The 23,505-nt window shown below is 70.1% G+C and carries 19 protein-coding genes and 1 pseudogene; 9 read left to right on the top strand and 11 right to left on the bottom strand.

Going from position 1 to position 23,505, the window contains the following annotated elements; genetic code table 11:
- Positions 1-26 precede the first annotated feature (26 nt).
- From OG870_RS41865 to xylA, 3 genes are all read right to left on the bottom strand, one after another.
- A complete protein-coding gene (locus tag OG870_RS41865; protein WP_266586940.1) occupies positions 27-305 on the bottom strand; it encodes a hypothetical protein in 279 nt (92 codons plus the stop codon).
- Positions 306-321: 16 nt separating this feature from the next.
- Complete coding sequence (locus tag OG870_RS41860; protein WP_266526988.1) at positions 322-558, bottom strand: hypothetical protein; 237 nt, start codon at positions 556-558, stop codon at positions 322-324.
- 462 nt (positions 559-1,020) lie between these two features.
- Positions 1,021-2,187, bottom strand: a complete 1,167-nt coding sequence (xylA, locus tag OG870_RS41855) for a xylose isomerase (protein WP_266923272.1) — start codon at positions 2,185-2,187, stop codon at positions 1,021-1,023.
- 133 nt (positions 2,188-2,320) lie between these two features.
- Here xylA and xylB point away from each other — a divergent pair, with 133 nt between their 5' ends.
- From xylB to exaC, 9 genes and pseudogenes are all read left to right on the top strand, one after another.
- The gene (gene xylB, locus OG870_RS41850) at positions 2,321-3,766 is read left to right on the top strand and encodes a xylulokinase (protein ID WP_266526994.1); all 1,446 of its coding nucleotides are present in this window, start codon (positions 2,321-2,323) and stop codon (positions 3,764-3,766) included.
- Positions 3,767-3,776: 10 nt separating this feature from the next.
- Positions 3,777-4,985: an ROK family transcriptional regulator gene (locus OG870_RS41845; protein ID WP_266586932.1), complete on the top strand. Its 1,209-nt coding sequence runs from the start codon at positions 3,777-3,779 to the stop codon at positions 4,983-4,985.
- A 219-nt stretch (positions 4,986-5,204) separates the two neighbouring features.
- Positions 5,205-5,756 carry an FABP family protein gene (locus OG870_RS41840; RefSeq protein ID WP_327692054.1) on the top strand — a complete coding sequence of 184 codons (552 nt, stop codon included), beginning with the start codon at positions 5,205-5,207 and terminating at the stop codon, positions 5,754-5,756.
- A gap of 182 nt (positions 5,757-5,938) precedes the next feature.
- Positions 5,939-6,439, top strand: a pseudogene (locus tag OG870_RS41835) (amino acid permease); the annotation flags it as partial.
- Positions 6,337-7,422, top strand: a complete 1,086-nt coding sequence (locus OG870_RS41830; RefSeq protein ID WP_327692053.1) for an APC family permease — start codon at positions 6,337-6,339, stop codon at positions 7,420-7,422. The pseudogene OG870_RS41835 and the gene OG870_RS41830, both read left to right, overlap by 103 nt.
- Positions 7,419-8,432: an acetamidase/formamidase family protein gene (locus OG870_RS41825; protein WP_266586926.1), complete on the top strand. Its 1,014-nt coding sequence runs from the start codon at positions 7,419-7,421 to the stop codon at positions 8,430-8,432. The genes OG870_RS41830 and OG870_RS41825 overlap by 4 nt, the downstream gene beginning before the upstream one ends.
- A gap of 54 nt (positions 8,433-8,486) precedes the next feature.
- Positions 8,487-9,086 carry an N-acetylmuramoyl-L-alanine amidase gene (locus OG870_RS41820; protein WP_266527009.1) on the top strand — a complete coding sequence of 200 codons (600 nt, stop codon included), beginning with the start codon at positions 8,487-8,489 and terminating at the stop codon, positions 9,084-9,086.
- Positions 9,087-9,206: 120 nt separating this feature from the next.
- The gene (locus OG870_RS41815; protein WP_266586924.1) at positions 9,207-10,502 is read left to right on the top strand and encodes a GAF domain-containing protein; all 1,296 of its coding nucleotides are present in this window, start codon (positions 9,207-9,209) and stop codon (positions 10,500-10,502) included.
- Positions 10,503-10,615: 113 nt separating this feature from the next.
- Entirely contained in the window at positions 10,616-12,139 is a 1,524-nt protein-coding gene (exaC, locus tag OG870_RS41810; protein ID WP_327692052.1) for an acetaldehyde dehydrogenase ExaC, read from the top strand.
- 161 nt (positions 12,140-12,300) lie between these two features.
- On the opposite strand, the gene OG870_RS41805 is transcribed toward exaC, so the two are convergent.
- The 8 genes from OG870_RS41805 to OG870_RS41770 form a co-directional block, all read right to left on the bottom strand.
- On the bottom strand, positions 12,301-13,689 hold the full coding sequence (locus OG870_RS41805) for a tyrosine-type recombinase/integrase (RefSeq protein WP_266586919.1): 1,389 nt from the start codon (positions 13,687-13,689) through the stop codon (positions 12,301-12,303).
- Entirely contained in the window at positions 13,686-13,883 is a 198-nt protein-coding gene (locus OG870_RS41800) for a helix-turn-helix transcriptional regulator (protein ID WP_266586917.1), read from the bottom strand. Before OG870_RS41800 ends, OG870_RS41805 begins: the two co-directional genes overlap by 4 nt.
- A 1,211-nt stretch (positions 13,884-15,094) precedes the next feature.
- A complete protein-coding gene (locus tag OG870_RS41795) occupies positions 15,095-16,219 on the bottom strand; it encodes a hypothetical protein (protein WP_266586915.1) in 1,125 nt (374 codons plus the stop codon).
- Positions 16,220-16,306: 87 nt separating this feature from the next.
- Positions 16,307-18,397 (bottom strand): methyltransferase, FxLD system, encoded by a 2,091-nt coding sequence (gene fxlM, locus OG870_RS41790; protein WP_327692051.1) that lies wholly within the window; start codon positions 18,395-18,397, stop codon positions 16,307-16,309.
- 24 nt (positions 18,398-18,421) lie between these two features.
- Positions 18,422-19,690 (bottom strand): lanthionine synthetase C family protein, encoded by a 1,269-nt coding sequence (locus OG870_RS41785; RefSeq protein ID WP_327692050.1) that lies wholly within the window; start codon positions 19,688-19,690, stop codon positions 18,422-18,424.
- Positions 19,687-22,632 (bottom strand): lantibiotic dehydratase, encoded by a 2,946-nt coding sequence (locus OG870_RS41780; protein WP_327692365.1) that lies wholly within the window; start codon positions 22,630-22,632, stop codon positions 19,687-19,689. The genes OG870_RS41785 and OG870_RS41780 overlap by 4 nt, the downstream gene beginning before the upstream one ends.
- A 228-nt stretch (positions 22,633-22,860) precedes the next feature.
- Entirely contained in the window at positions 22,861-23,040 is a 180-nt protein-coding gene (locus OG870_RS41775) for an FxLD family lanthipeptide (protein ID WP_327692049.1), read from the bottom strand.
- A gap of 93 nt (positions 23,041-23,133) precedes the next feature.
- Positions 23,134-23,340 carry a hypothetical protein gene (locus OG870_RS41770; protein ID WP_443063451.1) on the bottom strand — a complete coding sequence of 69 codons (207 nt, stop codon included), beginning with the start codon at positions 23,338-23,340 and terminating at the stop codon, positions 23,134-23,136.
- Positions 23,341-23,505 lie beyond the last annotated feature (165 nt).

Below are 23,505 nucleotides of genomic sequence, written 5' to 3'. Positions count from 1 at the left end.
CCAGAACAGGGCGTGTCCTGAGTCGCCTATGGCAGGAACTCCTCGTGTTCCACGGTCAACCCGGCTTCGGTGATCCAGGCGCGGTTGGTGGCGGCGTCCACGTGGCTCCACCACATCGGGGCCCCGCCACCCAGCCAGTTCTGATCGGTCCCGGTCCAGGCGCCGTGTCCGGTGGTGGCCACGAACCTGCCGCCTGGGCGTATCCATCCGGCGATCCGCCGCAGCAAGGGCGGCTGCTCGGCCTGCGGAGTGTGGACGGTCGACGCGGGATCGAGACGACGGCGACGTACGTGCGCCTGCCGCACAGCACCTGACCTCGCATTACGGCAACTCGACGTCCCCCAGGGAAGGGATCAACGATTCCAGGTCGCTCGGGATGCTGCTCGGCAGCTCGCTGGGCAACTTCGACGGCAGTTCGCTGGGCAGCTCGCTCGGAATTTCGGTCGGGATGCTGAGGGACGGTGCTTTCGAGCGGCCGGTGCCCTGGCTGCTGTCGGCGGGCGACTTCTTGCTGGGCGAGTCGTCGTTCCCGGAGGCCATGAGGACGACGACGACCACGGCCGCGACCGCCGCGAGGCCGACCAGGAGGATGACGAGCGGGCTGCGTCGCCTCCTGGGCGGTTCTGGCGGTGGCTGCCAACCACCGTAGGTGGGTGGTTCGTTGCCGCCAGGAGGGGGGCCGTAGTTTCCACCGCCTCCCGGAGGGGGGCCGTAGCCGCCGCCCGGAGGAGAGCCATAGCTCCCTCCCGCCCCGTAACCGGGGCCGAATCCTTCGGAGGGCGGTCCGAAACCGCCGCCCTGAGGCGGCGTGTCACCCGGCGGCCCGGGCGGCTGGGGCGGTACGGGCGGCATGGCCATACCGTCCAGAGTCGCCTCACATCGGGCATGAGGCGACCCCCGTACGGAACTTGATACGGATTCATGCCACGGACCGCATGATTCCGGAGTATTCCGCACGGAGATCGCTCAGCGCCGCACGCGCGCGTGCACCCGGCCGCGAGCTCCCAGCAGCGCGTGCCGTCAGCCGCGAGCCCCCAGCAGGTGGTCCATGGCCAGCTGGTCGAGGTGCTCGAAGGCCATCCCGCGCGCGGCGGTCGCCTCGACGTCGAACTCCTCGAAGGCGCTGCGGTCGGCGAGCAGGGCCTGCAGGCCGTCCGCGGCGGTCGGCTGGGCGAGCTCGTCCAGGCGCGAGGCGCGCAGGGCCTCCTGCACCTCCGGGTCGGCGCGGAAGGCGGCCGCGCGGTCCTTGAGGATGAGGTAGTTGCGCATGCAGCCCGCGGCCGACGCCCACACGCCGTCGAGGTCCTCGGTCCGCGGCGGCTTGAAGTCGAAGTGGCGCGGGCCGTCGTAACCGGCCCTCTCGAGGAGGTCGACCAGCCAGAACGCGGCGCGCAGGTCGCCGGCGCCGAAGCGCAGGTCCTGGTCGTACTTGATGCCGGACTGGCCGTTGAGGTCGATGTGGAAGAGCTTGCCCGCCCACAGGGCCTGCGCGATGCCGTGCGGGAAGTTCAGTCCGGCCATCTGCTCGTGGCCGACCTCGGGGTTGACGCCGTACAGCTCCGGGCGCTCCAGGCGCTCGATGAACGCGAGCGCGTGGCCGACGGTGGGCAGCAGGATGTCGCCGCGGGGCTCGTTCGGCTTGGGCTCGATCGCGAACTTCAGGTCGTAGCCCTGGGAGATCACGTACTCGCCGAGGAGGTCGAAGCCCTCCTTCATGCGGTCGAGGGCGACGCGCACGTCCTTGGCGGCACCGGACTCGGCGCCCTCACGGCCGCCCCAGGCGACGTAGGTCTTCGCACCGAGCTCGGCTGCGAGGTCGATGTTGCGGATCGTCTTGCGCAGGGCGTAGCGGCGCACGTCACGGTCGTTCGCGGTGAACGCGCCGTCCTTGAAGACGGGGTGCGTGAAGAGGTTGGTGGTGGCCATCGGCACGGTCATGCCGGTCGTGTCGAGGGCCTGACGGAATCGCTTGATGTGCGACTCGCGCTCGGTGTCCGAGGACCCGAAGGGGATCAGGTCGTCGTCGTGGAAGGTCACACCGTGGGCGCCGAGCTCGGCCAGGCGCTGCACCGTCTCGACCGGGTCGAGGGCACGCCGCGTGGCATCGCCGAACGGGTCCCTTCCCTGCCAGCCGACGGTCCACAGGCCGAAGGTGAACTTGTCCTCGGGGGTGGGCTGGTAGTTCATGCCGCGGCTCCTTGTTTGCTCCGACTATTTCGTCATGGCGGTTTACAAATTAGTATGCGAACGCATCTCTGGGAAGAGAGCAGGGTGTGTCGCACGGAACATCCTGTTGAGCCGCGCAAAAAGGGAGAGCCCGATGTCAGCAGCCGAGGGTCCGCTCGTCGTCGGCGTGGACACGTCCACCCAGTCCACCAAGGCGCTCGTCGTCGACGCCGCCACCGGGCAGGTCGTCGCGAGCGGTCAGGCACCGCACACCGTCTCCTCCGGGGCCGGCCGCGAGAGCGACCCGCGCCAGTGGTGGGACGCCCTGTGCGAGGCCCTGCGCCAGTGCGGCGATGCGGCGCACGAGGCCGCAGCGGTGTCGATCGGCGGTCAGCAGCACGGCCTCGTCACGCTGGACGGGCGGGGCGAGCCGGTGCGCCCGGCGCTGCTGTGGAACGACGTGCGATCGGCGCCACAGGCGCGCCGTCTCGTCGAGGAGCTGGGCGGCCCGAAGGCATGGGCGGAGCGCACCGGAAGCGTGCCCGGCCCGTCCTTCACGGTCACGAAGTGGGCCTGGCTGGCGGAGAACGAACCGGACGCGGTGCGCGCGGCCAAGGCGGTGCGCCTGCCCCACGACTACCTCACCGAGCGCCTGACCGGGGAAGGCACCACCGACCGCGGCGACGTCTCAGGGACGGGCTGGTGGGCGTCCGGAACGGAGTCGTACGACGAGGAGATCCTCGCGCATGTGGGACTCGATCCGGCGCTGCTGCCCCGGGTGGTCCGGCCCGGCGAGATGGCGGGCACGGTGCGCGACAGCCACGACCTGCCGTTCTCCAAGGGCACCCTGGTCGCTCCGGGGACGGGGGACAACGCCGCCGCCGCGCTCGGACTCGGGCTGCGTCCGGGGACGCCGGTGCTCAGCCTCGGCACGTCGGGCACGGTCTACGCCGTCTCCAAGCGGCGCCCCGCCGACCCGACCGGCACGGTCGCGGGCTTCGCCGACGCCCACGGGGACTGGCTGCCGCTGGCCTGCACGCTGAACTGCACGCTCGCCGTCGACCGTGTCGCGACGCTGCTGGGCCTGGACCGCGAGGCCGTGGAACCCGTCTCCGGCGTCACGCTCCTGCCCTACCTGGACGGCGAACGCACCCCCAACCTGCCGAGCGCCTCCGGTCTGCTGCACGGCCTGCGCCACGACACCACCGGAGGACAGCTGCTGCAGGCCGCCTACGACGGTGCCGTGCACTCGCTGCTCGGCGCGCTCGACCTGGTCCTCGACGAGGACGCGGACCGCTCGGTCCCTCTGCTGCTGATCGGCGGTGGCGCCCGGGGCACGGCATGGCAGCAGACCGTGCGGCGGCTGTCGGGCCGCCCGGTCCAGGTCCCGGAGGCCAAGGAGCTGGTCGCGCTCGGCGCGGCGGCGCAGGCAGCGGGCCTGCTGACCGGCGAGGATCCGGCCGCGGTCGCACGGCGCTGGAACACCGCCGCGGGCCCGGTGCTGGAGGCGGTGGAGCGGGACGAGGAGACGCTGGCGAGGATCGCCGGGGTACTCTCCGACGCGGCCCCGCTGCTGGAGCGGAGCACCGAGAGCCTTTGAGGACGGGGGCATGACCGCACCGCTGCACGAGGCGCATCCGGCCGGCCCGGGCCGGGTGCTGCCCGACACCCAGCAAGGCATGCGCCGCCGCAATCTCGCCCGGGTGATGCACGCCGTCAGCGCCGAGGGACCGCTCTCCCGGGCGGCCGTCTCCTCGCGCATCGGGCTGACCCGGGCGGCGGTGTCGACCCTCGTCGACGAGCTCATACGCACCGGGCTGCTGGAGGAGCTGGGCCCGGAGCGGCCCGGGCGGGTGGGCCGTCCCGGCTCGGCGCTCGCCGTCAGCGGACGCGGCCCCGCCGGCATCGGCGCCGAGATCGGCGTCGACCATCTCGCGGTCTGCGCTGTCGACCTGCGCGGCCAGGTGCGTTCGCGAGCCGTACGGCATCGCGCGAACCGTGGCCGCTCCCCTCAGCCGGTGATCGAGGAGCTGACCGGACTGGTGCGCCGGGTCGTCGCGGAGGCGGACCGCGAAGGCCTGTGGCCCGCGGGGCTCGCGCTGGCCGTGCCGGGCCTGGTGGCGCGCGACGCCCGTACCGTCGTACGGGCCCCGAACCTCGACTGGCACGACACGGACGTCGGTGCGCTGCTGTCCACCGGCATCCCGCTGACCGTCGACAACGAGGCCAACTTCGGTGCTCTTGCCGAACTCTGGCTCGGCGAGAGCACTCCCCGCGACTTCCTGCACGTGTCCGCGGAGATCGGCATCGGCGCGGCGGTCGTCGTGGCCGGGGGGCTGCTTCGCGGGACGCGTGGTTTCGCGGGCGAGCTGGGACATGTGCCGGTGCAGCCGGAGGGGCCCGCGTGCCCGTGCGGCGGGCGCGGCTGTCTGGAGCAGTACGCCGGTGAGGAGGCGGTGCTGCGTGCCGCCGGCCTGGAACCGGGTGAGGACCGCGTCGGGCTGCTCGCGGGCCGGGCCGCCGAGGGCGACGAGGACGTACGGGGTGCGCTGCGCGTCGCCGGTACCGCGCTGGGCATCGCGCTGACCGGGGCGGTCAATCTGCTGGACCCCGAGAGCGTGGTGCTGGGCGGCGCGCTGGCCGGGCTCGCACCCTGGCTGCTTCCGTCACTGGAGGCCGAGTTGGACCGGCGCACGGCGGGTCCGCCCTGCCCGGTGTCCGTGTCGCGGCTGGGCCCCGAGGGACCGCTGCTGGGGGCGGCGCACTCGGTGGTGCGGGCGGTCCTTGACGATCCGGCGGCGGTGGCCGAAAGGGCCTGATCCCGACACCCGCGAGGCCGTACGGCGGACGGGTCGGGCGCAGCCGCACGTTGCCCGGACCGACCGGCATCGCGTACGCGCCTCGATCGGCCGAACCTGTTCTTCCGCACCGACGCCCCGTGCGCGCTCTACGCTTTCGCCCGGCAGCGGCAGCGGCACCACACGAGGTGCGCAACCGTTGCCCGGCAACGGCACCGTCACCACCCGAGGAGCGCAACCGTGTTCGACCCCTTCGCCCCCGCACCCGAGCACCCGTACCCCGACAGTCACCGGCCGGACGCGGCTCCCGCACCGCACGCGCTGCTCGCGCCGGTGCTCGGTCTCCTGGGCACCTGGCACGGCCGTGGTCAGGGCGGGTATCCGACGCTCGCCGGGGATTTCGCGTACGCGCAGGAGGTGGCCTTCAGTCACGACGGCCGCCCCTTCCTCCGTTACGAGGCCCGGGCCTGGCTGCTCGACGCCAACGACGCTCCGTTGCGTCCGGCGGCCCGGGAGAGCGGGTGGTGGCGGCTTCAGCCCGACGGCCGGGTGGAGGCACTGATCACCCAGCCCACCGGCATCGCGGAGATCGCGGTGGGCCGTGCGACGACGGAGTCGGTCGTCCTCTCCACCCATGAGGTGGCCCTGACCCCCACCGCCAAGCAGGTCGACGCCACCCGTCGCCGCTACACCCTGACCGACGGCGACACACTCACGTTCGCCTTCGATCTGGCCGCGGTCGGCCGCCCGTTGCAGCACCATCTCTCGGCGAGCCTGCGCCGCACGCGCTAGGTGCCGCCGGCGCCGGCTTCACCCATGTGGGTGGCCAGGTTTTCCACATCGACGGTGTCGTCCACCGAAGCACGTCGCGCCCTTCTGCCCAACTCGCAGGCGCCGTACCGTGAATCACGCGAGACGCACCCGTCGAGTCGGGCGGTGTCTTGGCATGTCGGCGTGAATTGAGGGGGATTCACATGTCGGGGGATGTGGCGGTAGGTCTCAGGCGCGACGCGATCGGGCTGCGCGAGGTCCTGTTCCAGAGCGTCACCGCCATGGCTCCGGCTGCCGCGGTCGCCGCATCCATTCCGTCCGGTGCGGCCTTCGCCGGCGGGAGCCTGCCACTCGCCGTGCTGATCGCGCTGGTGGCCTGTCTGTTCACCGCGTCGTGCGTGGCCGAACTGGCAAGGGAACTGCCGGCCGCGGGCTCGGTGTCCACGTATGCGGCGCAGGGGCTGCACCCTGCTGTCGGTTTCCTCGTCGGCTGGGGCTACGTGTTCGTGGAGGCGCTGGTCCCGCCGCTGCTGCTTCTGCAGCTCGGCTTCACGACGGCGGACACGCTGCACTTGGAATGGTCCTCGTATCCGGCGGACCTGTGGTGGCCGTGGGCGCTCGCGGGTGCCGTGATCATCGCGGCGACGGGGTACTTCGGCGTGCGGGCCTCGGCCCGCTTCGGCACCGTCCTCGGAATCTTCGAGGTCCTCGTCTTCCTTGTGTTCGCCGTCTGGCTGATCGGCAAGGCGGGCGGGGACAACACCCTTTCGGTGTTCGGCACTTCACACACGGCGGAGGATACCAAGGAGTCAGCGGGGTCTTCGCCGGGTCGGTGTACACCGTGCTGGCCTTCGCCGGATTCGAGGCGGCGGCACCGCTCGCCGAGGAGACGCGCGACCCGCGTCGGACGATGCACCGCGCGGTCCTCGGCGCGGCCCTCGGGATCGGCCTCTTCTACGTGGTCACGACCTACGCCATGACGGTGTACTTCGGGCCGGACCGGTTCGCGACGTTCGGGGCGTCCGGCGAGGCGTCCTGGGAGGGCGTGGCGCGGGCGTCGTTCGGCCTGTTCTGGGTGCTGGTCTTCCTCGCCGTGGTGAACTCCACGATCGCCAACGCCAACGCGTGCGCCACCGTCTCCACGCGCACGGCCTTCGCCCTGGCCCGTATCCACGTCCTGCCCCGCCTGTTCGCGACGCTCCATCCGAAGCACCGCTCCCCCGTCGCCGGAATCGCCGTGCAGAGCGTGGTGGCGGTCGGCGCCGTGCTGGGACTGGGGCTGGGCTATGACCCGGTGACCGCCTTCCTGCTCCTCGCCACGGTGATCGTCACCGTCGTGATCGGCGTCTACATCGTGGTGAACCTCGCCTGCGCCGGCTATTTCCTGCGCCGCAGACGGGAGTTGCTCAAACCGGTACGGCAGCTGCTGCTGCCCCTGCTCGGCATCGCCGCGTTCGTACCCGCGCTGCTCACCGCGGCGGGCCTGCCCGTCTTCGACTTCGTCACCGAGCTGACCGCCCCGGTGTCGTACGCCGGGCCGATCGTCGGAGTGTGGATGGCCGCCGGTGTCGTGGTGCTGCTGGTGCTGATGCGGCGGCATCCCGGACGTATAGCCGAGACCGCCCGTGTCCACCTCGACGACCCCTCCCCCACCGGCCTTTCGCAGAACGGAGCAGCGCGCCCATGAGCGACCCCCGGATCCTGACCGTCCGGCCCGAACCGAACGAGTACGCCTGGACCTTCGGCGGGGCACCCCCCGTGGCGCGCATCGCGCCCGGCACGGTCCTCGACGTGTACACGGAGGACTGCTTCGCCGGGCGGGTGCGGTCCGAGAAGGACCTGGTGTCCGAGGTATGCGAGTTCCCCTTCCTCAATCCGCAGACCGGCCCCTTCCACGTCGAAGGCGCCGAACCGGGTGACACGGTCGCGGTGCACTTCGTGTCGGTCGAACCGGCGCGTGACTGGGCCGCGTCCACCACGGTCCCCCTGTTCGGCGCGCTCACCTCCACACACACCACGGCCACACTGCAGCCACCGCTGCCGGAGACCGTGTGGATCTGGCAGCTCGACCGGACCCGACGCACGGCGCTGTTCCGGGCCCATGACAGCGACATCGAGGCCGAGCTGCCCATGGACCCCATGCACGGCACCGTGGGGGTGGCCCCTGCCAATCTCGAGGTCCGCTCGGCCCTGGTGCCCGACGCGCACGGCGGCAACATGGACACGCCCGAGATGCGGGCCGGCGTCACCTGCTACCTCGGGGTGAACGTGGAGGGCGCGCTGCTCAGCCTGGGCGACGGACACGCCCGGCAGGGTGAGGGCGAGACCTGTGGCGTCGCCGTCGAGTGCGCGATGAACACCGTGGCGATCGTCGAGTTGCTCAAGGGGCTCGCCACACCATGGCCGCGCATCGAGTCGGACACGCACATCATCTCGACGGGATCGGCACGCCCGTTGGAGGACGCGTTCCGGATATCCCAGCTCGACCTGGTGCATTGGCTGGTGCGCGACTACGGCTTCAGCGAGCTGGACGCGTACCAGTTCGCGACCCAGGCGGTCGAGTCACCGTTGGCCAACGTGTGCGACACCAACTACACGTGCGTGGCCAAGATCCGCAAACAGTGGCTGCCCGCGCGCGAGACTCACCGTGGGGTGCACACGCACCTGCGGGAGGTCGCGGCGACCCTGCAGGGCTGAGCCCCACCCGCGGATCGAGCTGAGCCACACCCACTGACCGAAAGGCGCGGCTTCATGGAACGGGCAAGACCGGGCACCACCAGGCGACGGTTCTTAAAGGGTGCAGCCCTCGCTGCCGTCCCGTACACGCTGCTTCCCGACCCGCCGGCCGGTGCGCGGGCCCAGGCGGTCGACTACCCGTCCGCCGAGTGGCAGCCGGCGACCACCTCCAACTACACGGTGTCGAACCGCCCCACGGCCTATCCCGTAGACCGCGTGATCATCCACGTCACACAGGAGACCTACCCCGACACACTCTCCATCTTCCAGAACCCGCGGAAGCAGGTGTCCGCGCACTACCTGGTGCGCTCGGCCGACGGACATGTCGCGCAGTGCGTCCGGGAGGCCGACGTCGCCTGGCACGCGGGCAACTGGGACTACAACACGCGCAGCATCGGCATCGAGCACGAGGGCTGGGTCGACCGGCCCGCCTACTTCACCGACGCACTGTACGAACAGTCGGCGAGACTCACGGCGGCGATCTGCACCAGATTCGGCCTCCCGAGGGACCGGGCACACATCATCGGACACTACGAGGTGCCCGGCACGGACCACACCGACCCCGGGCCCAACTGGGACTGGACGCGCTACATCAGACTCGTCAACTTCGCCTGACCTCTTCCGCCGACCGCGAGGGCAGCACCGTCATTCGGGTCACCGTGGTCGAAACGGTTGTCCGTAGGCGTACCCGGAGTGACGATGTCCCCAGCCGCATCACCTTCCGGGGAGGCCGGGTTGACCGATCCGTGGGTGGCCCTTGAGCCGGGGGCCGATCCTGCCGAGCACGCGCGGATGCTGCGTCGCGCGCACGAGACGTTCACCGAGGCGGGCACGGTGGCCCGGCCGGTGCGTTCGGTGGTGGCCGAGTCGTGGCGGCGTTCCGCACGGGCCGGCGTGGGGCCCGACGGCACGGCGAGTGTGGACCTCGCGGACGGTGACCTCGGCGCCTACCGGGCCGAGCATCCGCTGGCGCGGGTGATGCCGTTGTTCCGTGAGCTGATGGGGACGTTCGCTGCCGACGGGGAGCATCTGCTGGCGGTGTGCGACGCGCACGGCAGACTGCTGTGGGTCGAAGGGCATCCGGCGACCCGGCGGCATGCGGGGCGGATGAACTTCGTGCCGGGTGCCCGGTGGGCGGAGACGGCGATGGGGACCAACGCGCCGGGGACCGCGGTCGCCGTCGACCGGCCCGTGCAGGTCTTCGCGGCCGAGCATTTCGCCCGGCGCGTGCAGCCGTGGACGTGCGCGGCGGCTCCGGTGCACGATCCGCGCACCGGGCGGGTGCTCGGTGCCGTGGACATCACCGGCGGAGACGGGCTCGCGCATCCGCACAGTCTGGGCTTCGTACAGGCGGTCGCCCGGGCCGCCGAGTCCCAGCTGGCGCTGCTCGTCCCGGAGCGGCCCGCCGCCGACACGCCCGAGCTGACGGCGCTGGGCCGGGACGAGGCACAGCTTCTGTGCGGCGGGCGCAGGGTCAGGCTCAGCCGCCGGCACAGCGAGATCCTCGTGCTGCTCGCGCGTCACCCCGAGGGGCTGACCGGCGACGAGCTGCTGTGCGCGCTGTACGAGGACGAGTCGGTGACGCCGGTGACGTTGCGCGCCGAACTGGCCAGGCTGCGCAGGGTGCTGGGTCCGGGTCTGCTGTCCTCGCGGCCCTACCGGCTGACGGTTCCCGTCGAGTGCGATGTCGCTGTCGTGGAGCGGCGATTGGAGAGCGGTGCGGTCACGGGTGCCGCGACGGCGTACGCGGGGCCGTTGCTGCCGGGTTCCCAGGCCCCGGCGGTGGTGCGGCTCAGGCACCGCCTCGCCGACGGCCTCCGTACGGCGCTGATCGCCCGCCGCGATCCCGACCTGCTGGCCGACTGGGCGCACACGCCGTGGGGCGAGGACGACCTCGACGTATGGCGGGCACTCGCTGCGGTGCGCCCGACAGCGGCCGTCCGGGCACGCCTGACCGCGCTGGAGGGCGAGTTGGCGGCACCGGCCGACTGGCCCGCCGCCGCAGGTCGGCGACGAGGCGCGCCGGCGTAGAGAGCACGCGGCCCGTCCCGGCATTCACGCAACGTGGTTGCAACGTCGCCTTCCCTAGCCTCCCGACGGGAGCTGCCCAACGGCGGGCAGCGCTTCGAAGGAGGCAGGCCAGCATGACCCGTTACGCGGCGCCCGGCAGCGAGGGCGCGATCGTCTCCTACCAGGCGCGCTACGACCACTTCATCGGGGGCGAGTACGTACCGCCGGCCCGCGGGCAGTACTTCGAGAACCCGTCGCCGGTGAACGGGCAGCCGTTCACGGAGATCGCGCGCGGTACGGCGGAGGACGTGGAGCGGGCGCTCGACGCGGCGCACGCGGCAGCTCCGGGCTGGGGCCGTACGTCGGTGACCGAGCGCTCCGACATCCTGCTGAAGATCGCCGACCGCATGGAGGCGAACCTCGAACCGCTCGCCGTCGCGGAGAGCTGGGAGAACGGCAAGCCGGTGCGCGAGACGCTGGCCGCGGACATCCCGCTGGCAATCGACCACTTCCGCTACTTCGCCGGCGTGATCCGCGCGCAGGAGGGTTCGCTCGGCGAGGTCGACGACGACACGGTGGCGTACCACTTCCACGAGCCGCTCGGCGTGGTCGCCCAGATCATCCCGTGGAACTTCCCGATCCTGATGGCGACTTGGAAGCTGGCCCCCGCCCTCGCCGCGGGCAATGCGGTCATCATCAAGCCCGCCGAGCAGACCCCGGCCTCCATCCACTACTGGATGAGCCTCATCGCCGACCTGCTGCCGCCCGGCGTCGTGAACATCGTCAACGGCTTCGGGGTGGAGGCGGGCAAGCCGCTCGCGTCCAGTCCGCGGGTGGCGAAGGTGGCGTTCACGGGTGAGACCACGACGGGGCGGCTGATCATGCAGTACGCCTCCGAGAACATCAAGCCGGTCACGCTGGAGCTCGGTGGCAAGTCGCCCAACATCTTCTTCGACGACGTATGGGCGCAGAACGACGACTTCCGCGACAAGGCCCTCGAAGGCTTCACCATGTTCGCGCTCAACCAGGGCGAGGTGTGCACCTGCCCGTCGCGGGCGCTCGTCCAGCGCGGCAACTACGCCGAGTTCCTCCAGGCGGCGGTCGCCCGCACCGAGCTGATCAGGCCGGGCCACCCCCTGGACACCGACACGATGATCGGCGCCCAGGCGTCCAACGACCAGCTGGAGAAGATTCTCTCCTACCTGGACATCGGCAGGCAGGAGGGCGCGAAGGTCCTCACGGGCGGCGAACGCATCGAGTACGACGGCGAGTTGAAGGGCGGCTACTACGTCCAGCCGACGATCTTCGAAGGCGGCAACCGCATGCGGATCTTCCAGGAGGAGATCTTCGGTCCGGTCGTCTCCGTGACGTCCTTCGACGACTTCGACGACGCCATCAAGATCGCCAACGACACGCTGTACGGCCTCGGCGCCGGTGTGTGGACGCGGGACATCAACACGGCGTACCGCGCGGGCCGGGCGATCCAGGCGGGCCGCGTCTGGACGAACTGCTACCACGCCTACCCGGCCCACGCGGCCTTCGGCGGCTACAAGCAGTCCGGAATCGGCCGCGAGACGCACAAGATGATGCTGGAGCACTATCAGCAGACGAAGAACCTTCTGGTGTCGTATTCGCCGAAGAAACTGGGCTTCTTCTAGAGGCACGAAAAAAGGCGCCTGACCTGGGCTTTTGCCCGTCAGGCGCCTTCCTCTCGACCCGTCCGGGGCAAGGACCGACTTACGCCATAACTCCCAGTTCCTCCCACTGCTGTCCCGCTCCTGACCAGTGCTTCCGGACCAGTCACGGACCAAATCCCGACTCACCCTTCAGACTCCGCGCCCTGGCTGACGCGGTCCCACTCCTGCATGGACTGCTCGATGAGGCGGTTGGCCTGTTCTCGGACGCCGTCCAGGAATTTGGCGTAGTGGCGGAAGAGGACCTCAATGCTTTGGCCCGCGCGACGAGCGCACTCGGCGGGGTCCACACCGGAGTACAGCCAGAACGAGATCCCGGCGTGCCGGAGATCGTAGGGCCGCTTTGCCAGCTTGGAGGCGAGTTCTGTACGGGTCAGGACGTACTTCCGTGCCCGCGCCCACGTTGTGCCGTACGCAGCTGCGTCCACGTAGTTGCCGGCCTGGTTCCGGAACAGTCGGCCGTCCGGCGCCACACCGAAGCGTTCGATGTGTCCGCGGAGCATGCGTACGAACTGCGGCGGGATGGGCACAGGCCGGGTCGCGGTAGCCGCGCGGCGCTTGAGGGAGTGCACCTCGTGCACCGAACCGCCGTCCGTCCACTCTTTGCCTGATGTGACGACGCCACCCGACAGGTTGAGCATCCCCCAGCCGGTCTCGGGCAGATGGCACTGTTCGAGCCGGAGATGGATGACCTCCGCAGGCCGCATCGCCGCGTAGTACATGCAGCCGAAGAAGGCCTCCAGGTGAGGGCCGCGCCCGCGCTGTTGGGCAACCGCCGTGAGCAGCCGGGCAATCTGGGCGGGATTAGGAACGGCAGCCGGGTCCACTTCCTCGTTGACCGCTGGAGCGTGCCACCTGAGCCCGTTGAGGGGATTCTCCGTGAAGTAACCTTTCTCCACAGCGATGTTGAGGACTTCGTTGAACGCAGCCCGCTTGCGCCGTGCCGTCTTGGCCGCAGCCTCTTTGCCGTCCAGCTTGAGGCACAGGGCGTCCAGTGCCCGTCGCAGCACATCGGCTTCCGCGAGAGCGCTGACAGGCAGGGAGTTCCGCTTCATCCAGTCCAGCGCCTGCCGCCAGTCCTCAACTGGCTCTTTCTCCCACGCCTTCTTGTTGAACGCCCAGGAGTACAACGCTCGCCGCAGCACCCGCGGCTCCGGATAGGTCACGCCAGAACGCACAAGGGCAGGCGTGATGGTGGCGAATGCGTCGGCCAGTGTGCGGCGGGTGTTTCCCGGCGTGCGGTCCCAACGCTGGTCGAGGTATTCGTGCGCAAGGTCATACCATGTCGTCCGCTGCTTGATAGCTCGCAGCTCGGACGCTGGCAGCCCTGTGCGCTCATCGAAGGGCTCACCATCGCGCGCCGCGGTCATCAGCTTTGACCGCCTGCTGTCGGCGAGCCCGACGGTCATGAATGACTCTGATTTTTCGCGCCCGTTGACCGTCCACCGGACCATAAACGGCTTGCGCCGATCGGGGCGCTCCCGTATGTCCCAGAAACGGACATTGTAACTCATCGCCAATTATCAGTATCTCTCTCGCACATGTCCCACCAGGCATCCAGGTCAGCACGACGACACCGGAGTTCACCATTGGGCAACTTGATCATGCGGGGCGCCTGCCCGCGAGCGCGCATTCGGTAGAACGCCGACGGACTCATACGAATCTCCGCGAGAACCTCGGTGAGCTTCAGCGCCGGAGGACGAGCCATGCAATATCACCTTCACATTAAGAAAGGCTTCATGCCGGAAAGCCAGGCATGCATCGTATGCAGCAGAGATCCCATTTCTGCACGGCCGCCGTCCCGGATCAGACGACGAGACACAGCCAGGTATCACACATCGATACAACGGATGATTTTCTTTCGGCGCACAAGCGAGCGGTCCGGAAGGAGACCTTGCGTAGCGAGCAACAGTGGCCGTGGGCATGAAAGCTTGGTCATTGATGTAGCAGCAGCTGGCAACAGCCACTCAATATCTCCTCTCGGATGCGTACGACTCTGCCAACTGCGTCCGCCACGGCTCCACCGCCAAGCACAGCCGAATGCGAACACCACCAATGCTCTGGAAGATCCCCGGTTTCGGTAACCGGGGATCTTCTGCTATGTATCGCCCTGCACTACGAAGGTCTGCTCATCGCGCCCTTTCCGCCTCGGTCACGAGGCCAGGCGGTACGAGCGGAGGGCGAAGGTGCGCCATCCATGACGAGCACGGGCAGCCTGCCTCCGGTGAACCGATCGAGGTCACGGCCTACGACCTCACAGCGCCAACAACCGAGGCGCCGTGGCGCGTTGCGGAGCTGCGGTGCGCAGCGATGTACGTAAGGGCCTCTCGGCCACGACGGGGTCCGCGTTACAGCAGATCCTCGCCAAAAGATCCTGGCGTGCAGACACAGAGAGGCAGCGCCTTGGAAATGGCGCCAAAGCCTCCGCCTCCGGAGCAGTCCAGGCGTTCGCGGCGTCGAGCGGGACAGGGCGCGTGATGAGGGCGAATTGGAAGGTGTGACTCGACAGGTGGGCCTCCTCGGAGCGGGACGCGGTCGTGAGACCGAGCAGCGCGGGATGCGTACTGCCATAGCGGCCAGCCCCTTTTGCAGACCGACGTTCAATGCCGCTCCCTACGGCTGACCTGGTGTTTCCGGGTCGTTGTACGTTGACATGATCGCGGACGGGGTTCCAGTCCCGTGGGCCATTTTCTCGTCTGCCGTAGGCGAATGCCGGAGCCTCGTCACACAGCCCCACTCGCCCCTTGATGATCCCCGCCGTGGATCCGGCCGACTTCTCGGACGGTCACCGATGCGTGCGACGCCGATGGTCCAGTGCCGTTGCTGCACTGCAGTGATCAGCTGACCGAGGTGGGCACACATCCCGGTCGCGCACGACTGCCTGAGGGAAGAGGGTGCCTGGCTGATCACTCATGCAGATCACCGGGTTGTACGCCCGGAATTGGAGGGGCGCGCAAGGCTGTCCCGGATCACGATGTCGCTGGCGCTTAGAGCCGACGTCAGCTGTTCTTGCAGTTCGTCCGGGATGGTCCCTGTCCCGAGGGCGCAGGCATGCACGAGAGCGCGGCAGTCCTGGGTTTGCCTGTCCGTGGCGATCGAGGTGAACAGAGGGTGCGCCAGGTTCTCGCGGGCCGCGTAGCCGTCTTCGGCGGCGGCCGTCCTGCGGTGGAGGTCCTCGACGACGCGGTGGGCTGTAGGAGCCTCGGCGGAACCGATCGCGTCGAGGACGGTAAGGCCAAGCCGAGTGTCGAAGACGGTCATCCCAGGTTCGGCCGGCCACTCCAGATAGGTGGTCGCCAGCGCCGCCAGTTGGTCTTCGACCGGCAGCTCGGCGCCGCGGCGGCACAGGGCGGTCAAGCCTGCCGTGATGGCCTGCTCCCACGGATCGCCGGGCATCGTTTCAGCAAGGAGAACAGCTGCCCGTGCCGTGTCACCTGCAACGAGGGCAGTAAGTATGGCAACTTGGCGTCCGTCGAGCATCCGTTTGCCTACGCCGCAGTGAGTCTCGAGGTGTCTCAGAGCCTCCGCCCAACGTCCCTTGGCGGTAAGCGTGCGGGTCCCATCAGCGAGGAGCACGCGCCACAGCCACGCGCGGACCTCGTGGCGGTCCTCGTCGGTCGCAGTGAGGTCCGCCGGTACGGCGACGCCCTCGAACCGGGCAGCTGTGCCTGCCTCGACGGCCTTGTACAGGTCGAGTAGGTGTTGGCGTCCCTCGTCGGTGTGGCCGGCGCGGATCTGGAGGCGGGCGAGGTTGACGACCGGTTCCAGTCCCCGGATTGCGCTCATGCCGGGCAGGGGGCACGCGTCGAGGTAGGCGGCGGCGTGCTGGTGACACATCTCGCGGGCGAGATCGGGCAGGCCGAGATCGGAGGCGATGAGCGCGGCCTGGTTGTAGACGGCGGATGCGAGCCCTTGGTCGCCCTTCTCCACCACCGTCTCGGCGAGGTCGACAAGGCCGCCCACGCGTTCGGGCAGGGGAAGACAGGCGGGCCGGAATCGGGCGACGAGCGGAAAGCGCTGGGCTATGGGTCCGTGCGGGTCCATGAGTTCCCCGGGCGTGAGTGAGAAGTGCTGGGGCGACGGTGCCCGCCAGCCGTACACCGGCGGGCACCGTCCGCTACGCAAGGGGCGTCACCGCCAGTCGACGACGATGCGGTTCAGCGGGGTGTCGAGAGCGAAGAGTCCGGGGCGCTGCTCGATGGCGGGGGCGTCGAGGGGCTGGATTTCGAACGTGGCCTCGCGGCCGCGGTATTCGCGGTCCCAGGTGCGGATGGCGTCGGCGACCTTCGTGGCGAGTTCGTCGCTGCCGGGGCCGTGGCCGATGACGCCGAACTCCCAGAGCTTGTCGCCCTCGGGGGTCTTCTTCTCCGACACGCGTCGCGCCAGGTAGGTGACGGCGCCCTTGTCGACGGCCGCGGTCGACGAGGGGTAGGGGTCCTCCGTGAGCAGAGTGCCCTTGGCGTTCTGGGGGAACAACATCCGGATGAGGCCGGAGGGAAGGGAACAGGTGACGAAAAGTTCCATCCACTCCGGCGATTCCATGGCGCGGACCATCATGCCAGTCCACTCCTCGGTGCGCGGCTGGTCCAGGACTCCGGCGAGGGCATCGGCGTCGATGTTCTGCCCGGCGGGGGCCTGAAGCCGGACGGTGCCGTCTGTGCTGAGCGGGATGACGCGGCGGTCGTCGTCGGCGATGCCCCGCCGGAGCGGCATGAAGGTGTTCATCTCGCTACCGAGAGACACCCATCGACCGTCGCGCCGCTCGTAGGCGATGGACCGGGAGACGGTGCCCTTCAGGCGCTGGGGGACGAGGAGCCGGCCGCCGGGGGTGAGTTGTTGCATCCAGGCGTGCGGTACGCCGTGAGCGCCCACGGTGGCCATGATCCGGTCGTACGGTGCTCCTTCGGCGTAGCCGAGGGCCCCGTCGCGGGTCACGGCATCGACGTTGGTGAGACCGGCGTCGGCCAGGTGTGCGCGAGCGCCCTCCACAAGGTCGTCGTCGACATCGAGGGTGGTCACGTGCCCGCTCTCCCCGACCAGGTGGGCGAGGAGAGCGGCGTTGTAGCCGGTGCCGGCGCCGAGTTCGAGGATGCGCTCGCCGGGCTGGGCGTCGAGTTGGTCCAGCATGAGGGCGACGACGCCCGGCTGGGAAGCGCACGAGATCGATGTACCGTCGGTGTCGTACTTGATGTGCACTGGTGCGTTGGCGTAGGCGTCTTCAAGCGACGCCTCCGGCACGAACACGTGACGGGGCACAGTCCGCAGCGCCTTCTCGACTGCGGTCGTGCGGGCGTGCCCGTCCGCGCGAAGCTGGTCGACCAGGGCGTTGCGGAGGCGTTCGGCGTCAGCCGTGGGGGTGGCGATCGTGTCGGTATTCACCGCCCTGACGCTAGCCGCCTCGGACGTTGCCTCGTCGGTCGACGCGGTGTTGTCACTCGTTCCCATGATTACCTCTCGTGCGATGTTGGACATGGCGCTTTGGTCGACCCGGAGGAGACCGGCGCGGTTGGCGTGAAAGATCAGGTGGTGGGCAATGACGGCTCGCAGACCGCGGGTGAGGGCGCCTCGGCCTGCGAGGTCGGCGAGCGCGGTGCCCGCCCACTCGAACGAGGCGACCCACTCGTTGTGCTCGGCGAGCGGGCCGTTCGGGCGGCACAGGCTCTGGGCGTCGACCGTCATCAGCTTCCGCATCGCGGGCGCCAGTTCGGCGGCTCGCGCAGAGGGCAGAAGGCCGCTGGTCGGTCGGAGGGCGGCGACCCTTACCCATACGTCGCCCTGCTCGAACCAGTCCAGGCCGGCCGCCCGCATCATGACGCTTGCCAGCAGCACGGTGGTTTCCCGGTGTCCCAGCTGCCTCGGGCCTGGTTGGTAGGTGAGCAGGTGGCGGCTGTCCTTGTGGAACAGGTCGTGGGCGACGCCCATGGCCTGGGTCCCGCCGAAGGCGTGGGTCTCGGGTTCGTAGAGGTAGGGCAGCCATGACACGGCCGTGCCGTCCTGGACGAGGTCGCTCAGCAGTGCTTCGACGGCGGGTGAAGGCTCGTCCGCGCGGTACCGCAGCGGCCAGGGCTGCTTGTTCATGAACCACCAGCCGGTGAGCTGCCCGTCCCTTTCGGCGGCGAGGAGGACAGGGGCGATGCGTTCGACGATGGCGCGCTGGGCGCTCTCGCGGTCGCCGAAGGTGATGTTGTGTTGTTGCCAGCGGTCGGAGCGGTCCGGGGGCATGCGGGTGTCCTTCGGTTTCGAGGGTCAGGCGATGAGTAGGCAGGCGTCCCAGGTGGATCGGGGCGGTTCGGCGGTGCTGGGCGCGAGGACGGCCAGTGCGATACCGGCTGCGCCGTCGAGGAGACCGGGTCCGCGCTCCTCGTCCTGCATGAGGGTCGTGGCGGCGTGTGCGGGGTCGGTGTCCGGCGGGTGGACTGCGGCTAGGAGTGCCGGGATCGTGGCGCGGAGCTGTCCGGCGGTCGAGGGGTGGGCGTCGTCGGCCGCACGGGCGGCGACGTGGGCGATGCCGGCGAAGCCGTGGCACAGGGCCTTGTCCGTCGTGGCCTTGAGCTGAGCGGGGTTGGTGAGGGCGGCCACGAGCGCGTTCTCGGCGTCCAGCTGGCGGCTGTCGTCGCCGCGGGCGAGTGCGGCGAGTTGCTGGGCGCGGGCGAGGCCTGCGGTGCCGTAGCACCATGACGGCCGCGTCGGCGTGGACGAGGTGAGGCGGCCGGTGCGCAGCTCGTCCCGGCTGACCCAGTACGGCCACGCCGGGCCTCGGCCGGTGTCCTCTCGGCATCGGTCCAGCCACAGCAGGATCCGGCCCAGTGCGTCGTCGTGGCCGTCGACGAAGGTGCCCTGCGTGGCGGCGAGCGCCAGGAGCGCGAGCACGCCGCCGATGCCGTGCGCCATGCCGTTGTTGGCGTGTCCGCCTCGAAAACGGTCGTCCGGGCGGCCCGAGGGCCCCGTGTCCGTCCACCAACCGGGCAAGATCTCGCCGTCGTGTGTAATCGGTTCGGTGAGGCGTACGCAGTAGTCGAGTACGGCACGCAGGGCGGCGCTCCCAGGGTTGCGGCGCAGGAGGTAGGAGCCGTATCCGCTCAGGCCTCGAATGGTGTCGAACTCCGCGAGCGCTGGGAGGAGTCCGGCGTCGATGCGGCGGTGTGCGGCGTCGACGCGGCGGCTCACGTCGTCAGTCATTTGTCGATCGAGAGTGTCAAGCGAGCGCTGGTAGGCGCCGGGCAGGTGATCGGCGGCGCAGGCCAGAGCGTGCGCGAAGGCGGGCGCCCCGTAGAAGGGGTGGCTGTCGTGGCCGCTGGTGAGCGGTTCGCGGGATGCGGCGGCGAGCCAGTCATGGGCGCGCTGCCACGGCCCCAGGTCTGCCGCAGCCCGCTCGATGTGCAGGAGCGCGATGCCGGGCAAGCCATAGGCAAGGTGCTGCCGACGAGAGACCGCTGGTCCAAGGTACGCCGTGTGGGGGTCGGCGAGCTGCTCGGCGACGGCGTAGGCCAGGTCCAGCCCGGCCTGCGCGGTCATCGTGTCCTCCCAGTGGTGCGGGCGGTCCAGGCCAGGGCGGCAGCGCGAGCGAGGTAGAGGCAAACCTCTTCTTCGGGGAAGTTCACCGCGATGTGCCGTACAAAATGAACGTGCAGCAGCGAGGTCAGGACGTCATCGAGGGCGATGCCCTGCGTGTGGGGACCTGGCAGGTGCCGCCGGTACGCGGCGAGCGCCGCGTCGCGATCGGCGCACCCCGACACGATCGCCGCTCCTCCGGGGGCGCCGCGCAATGCCGCCCAGGCGTCGCCAGGGTCAGCGAAGCGTACGGCATCGGTGAACTGCGGGCGCGGTACGGGTACGGGCGCTGTGGGCGGGATGTGGTCGATCAGCCAGCGCATCCCGGCTTGGGTGCTGCCGAGGAAGGCGGAGGCGATAGAGACAGTGTGTGCGGCCACCAGCGTGCGCTCGTGTGGGCGCCGCGGCTGCGCGAGCTGGGCCAGGATGGCGCGCGAGTCCGCCCGGAACACTTCCTCGGCCGCGTCCCATGCAGGGCCGGATCCCCAACGGCCCATCTCCCGATAGGAGGTGGGGTACCGCAAGTCCGCCAGCAGACCGGCGCCGCGCAGCTCGTCGACCCACGCGCTCACGGTTCGAGTCGTCTCGGCGAACGCCTCCGGCGTGGGTAGCGCGATGCGCAGACGCAAGTGCTGCTCGGGGTCGCGGAAGCGGATGAACCACCACGGCGGGCCACCGAGCCGTTCGAGCAGATCGGGCAAGTGGCAGGAGAGCAGGGTGTCCTGGCGGCGAGCGTCTCCATACAAGGTGGCCAGCAACACCGACGAAGCGGCCGGGGTCTGCATCTGGGCTGGGGAGAGGGCGCGAGCCGGGGTGGGGGCGGGAAGCGCCGGCCACGCCGGCGGCCGGATGGCCTTGAGCGGCACCACTATCTCGTGGGCGCGACCGTCGCACCAACCGAACGCCCCCGGTTCCGCCGCCTCGACGAGCACGGCCAGGCCCACTCGGTCGAGGTGCTGGCGCAGCAGCGTCCGGTGGCCGGCCTCGTCGAGGTCAAGGAAGAGACGCCGGTCGTCCTCCACGAGGTAGACCCACCGAGGTAGCCGCCGCCGAGCCCGCCAGTCGGTGAGGGCGGAGTCCCATTCGGCCCGAGGGCGTGCGCGACCAGGCTGCTCGGTCGCCTCCAGACGCCAGCGGGCCGGGGCAAACACCGTGCGCCCGCACCGCAGGCGCGGTAGGAACGGCATCGACGCCGCAGCGCCCCAGTCGAAGACGGTGACCTGCGCGCATTGAGCACGCGACAACTCGGTGAGGAATCGCACCAGCGGCGGAGTGTGCGTGTGGAGGTTAAGCGCGTGCATCCCGGCGGCCTCGATGCGCTGGCCGCGCTCGGGGGCGACCAGGTACAGGCGGCGGCCGTCGCACCCCACCGCCAGGTCCGCAGGTGTGAGGACATCGTCGGCGAGGGCTCGGTGTTCCTGGAGGCTGATCACGACGGGCAGGACTCGCGGGGCGCGTGTGATGTGGGCGCTCTCGGGCAGGAGCGGCGGAAAGGACAGCTGCGCGGGCACGGTGTTCCTGTCAGCGCTCGGAAGGTCAGCCAGCTCGGCGGCCAGGGCCTCACGGTCGGCGGTGCCCAGGACGCTGAGGAACCGGCCTGTGGAGACGCCGGCGCCGCGAGACACGCTCACGACCTCCAGCCGGAACTGCCCGCGCTGTAGCTCGCCAACGCTTGCCGCGTGGACGCGCACCGCCACCTCCAGGTGTGGCGGCACCCGGGGTTCGTCGGGCCCTACGTCCAGGGCTTCGATCAACTCGTCGGTGAGGACCACCTCGTCACGGCCGTCGAGCGCGGCAGCCTGCGCCAACCGTACGAGGGCGTCATCCCGAGCGGAGACGCGAGGTCGACGGGCGCCGGGCGGGGTGCCTGGGTAGCCCTCGGGGTAGCCAGTGCCACTGTCCGCGACGACTTCCTGGAGCGGCACCATCGTGCCGATGCCGTACCGCTCGTAGAATCGCTGGTGGTAGGTGCCCCACGCCGCGGTGCCGTACGGGCGGGCGCTGACTCGGGTCAGGATCAGGGCCGCGCGCTCGATCTCGCGGGCGACCGCGTCCGGCAGTACGAGCTGCGCGTCCAGGCGCAGGTCGAGCGCGACAGGGTGGCGGCGCAGACCTGGCACGAGGGCCCTCATCCGCGCTGCGACGCTGTCCCGCCCGCCCCGCGAAGTGCACTCATTGAGGCCGGTCCGGATCGCCCGTAGCTCGCGCAGCATCTCCGCGACCGGGGGGAGGCTGTCGGTGTCGATCGCGTCGAGTCGGTCGAGTAGATACCCGAGGGCGTCGGTCTCGGTGCCGGGTGTGTGCAAGCTCGTGATCAGGACACGCCGCTGGATGAGCTCTACCAGCAGCTGGCGCACCTTCTCCGGTCCGGCCTCGGGGAACTCCGCCTGGAGCTTGTGCGCGAGCACACCGACCCGGACCGGCGCCCGCGTTGCGGCGAGGACCGCGCGTACGGGCTCGGTGAGGGCCAGGGACGCCTCAACCGCGCGAGTCCGATCGTCCTGGGCATCGGATTGAAACGGCACGATGAGCCGGTCCCCGCGGCTCGTCACGGTGTTGTTGACGACCACCGGCAGCCGTTCGAGGAGGTCGGGGTAGGACTCCAGCCTCTCGACGAGGGCGGCCAACCACTCTGCGCCCGCATGGCCGACGGCCACGTGCTCCGCACCCCAGCGTGCGCTCGCCTGCGGACCGAATTCCGCGACGGTCACACCGGCGAAGAGCCCGAACGGCGTCGCCCGGTGCTGGGAGCGCAATAGGTAGCGGGCCACGGACAGTGCCGCACGCCGGACGTCGCGCGTTGACGGCTCATCGGCCGTGCACACGGTCCGTACCTGCGCGGCCAGGACCGGGCTGGCGTGTTCCAGGGCTTCGGCGAGGTCGGCGCTCGCCCAGACCGCGCGCAGCCAGGCGACACGGGTGGCGGACCCGTTGGAAGAGTGATCGTTGAGGTCCGGAAGCGGAGGACACGGCAGTGTCGGCCGGGCAACGGCGCGTAACGAGAGCGATCGTGCCGGTTCGGAACGCTGGGCGCGGAGCAGCCACCACTACCTCCGTAGGTGAGGGACGGGCGGCTGGTGCCGCCACACCACAGGGCGCGGCGGCACCAGCCCGGAGCGACGTGAAGCCTCGGGTCAGGCGACGTTGGTGGTGCAGGCGCCGCAGGTGGTCCCGCAGTTGTCGTCGGTCAGGTTGACCAGACCCGCGGGGTCGGCGACCTCGACGAGGGACACGTCCAGGTCGAAGCCGTCCGACGTCCTCGGGGTCTGCTGGCTCACATGAGTGCCGCTCGGTACTACGGTGCTGCGTGTCATGCCAACTCCTCTGAGTGGTTGGGATGTTGTTGTGCGGTGGTGCCCGCCTCCGGCCGTACGACACAGTCCGCACGGCCGGAGACGGGAGTCTGCTCACACGGCAGCCGGCCTCCGCTCCATGAAGTAGGCGAGCGCCTGAGCCTTGAGCCGGTCGAGGCACGGCTCGCAGGCGTGGACCGGGGCGTGCTGCCCGTCCCACTGCAGTGGGCCGAGCCAGATCACGGGCACTCCGGTGCGCTCGCACCCGAGCCAGCAGTCACCGGTGACCCAGTGCGCCTGCATGCCGGGGAGCTGGGTCATGTCTCGGCCCCCGTCCGCGGTCCAGGGGTGGGCGACCGGCAGGTGGGCCCGCACACCCAGAGCTGGAACAGCAGGCCCCGATGACGTACTTCGCCCAAGATCTCGCCGCTCGCTCCCAGGTACCGGGCGCAGCGTGCACACTCCATAGCCATCTGCTGGCGGAGT

Source organism: Streptomyces sp. NBC_00461, from assembly GCF_036013935.1.
GTDB lineage: Bacteria > Actinomycetota > Actinomycetes > Streptomycetales > Streptomycetaceae > Streptomyces.
Note: the sequence above shows the minus strand (reverse complement) of the source record. Positions and strands in the feature narration are given on the sequence as shown.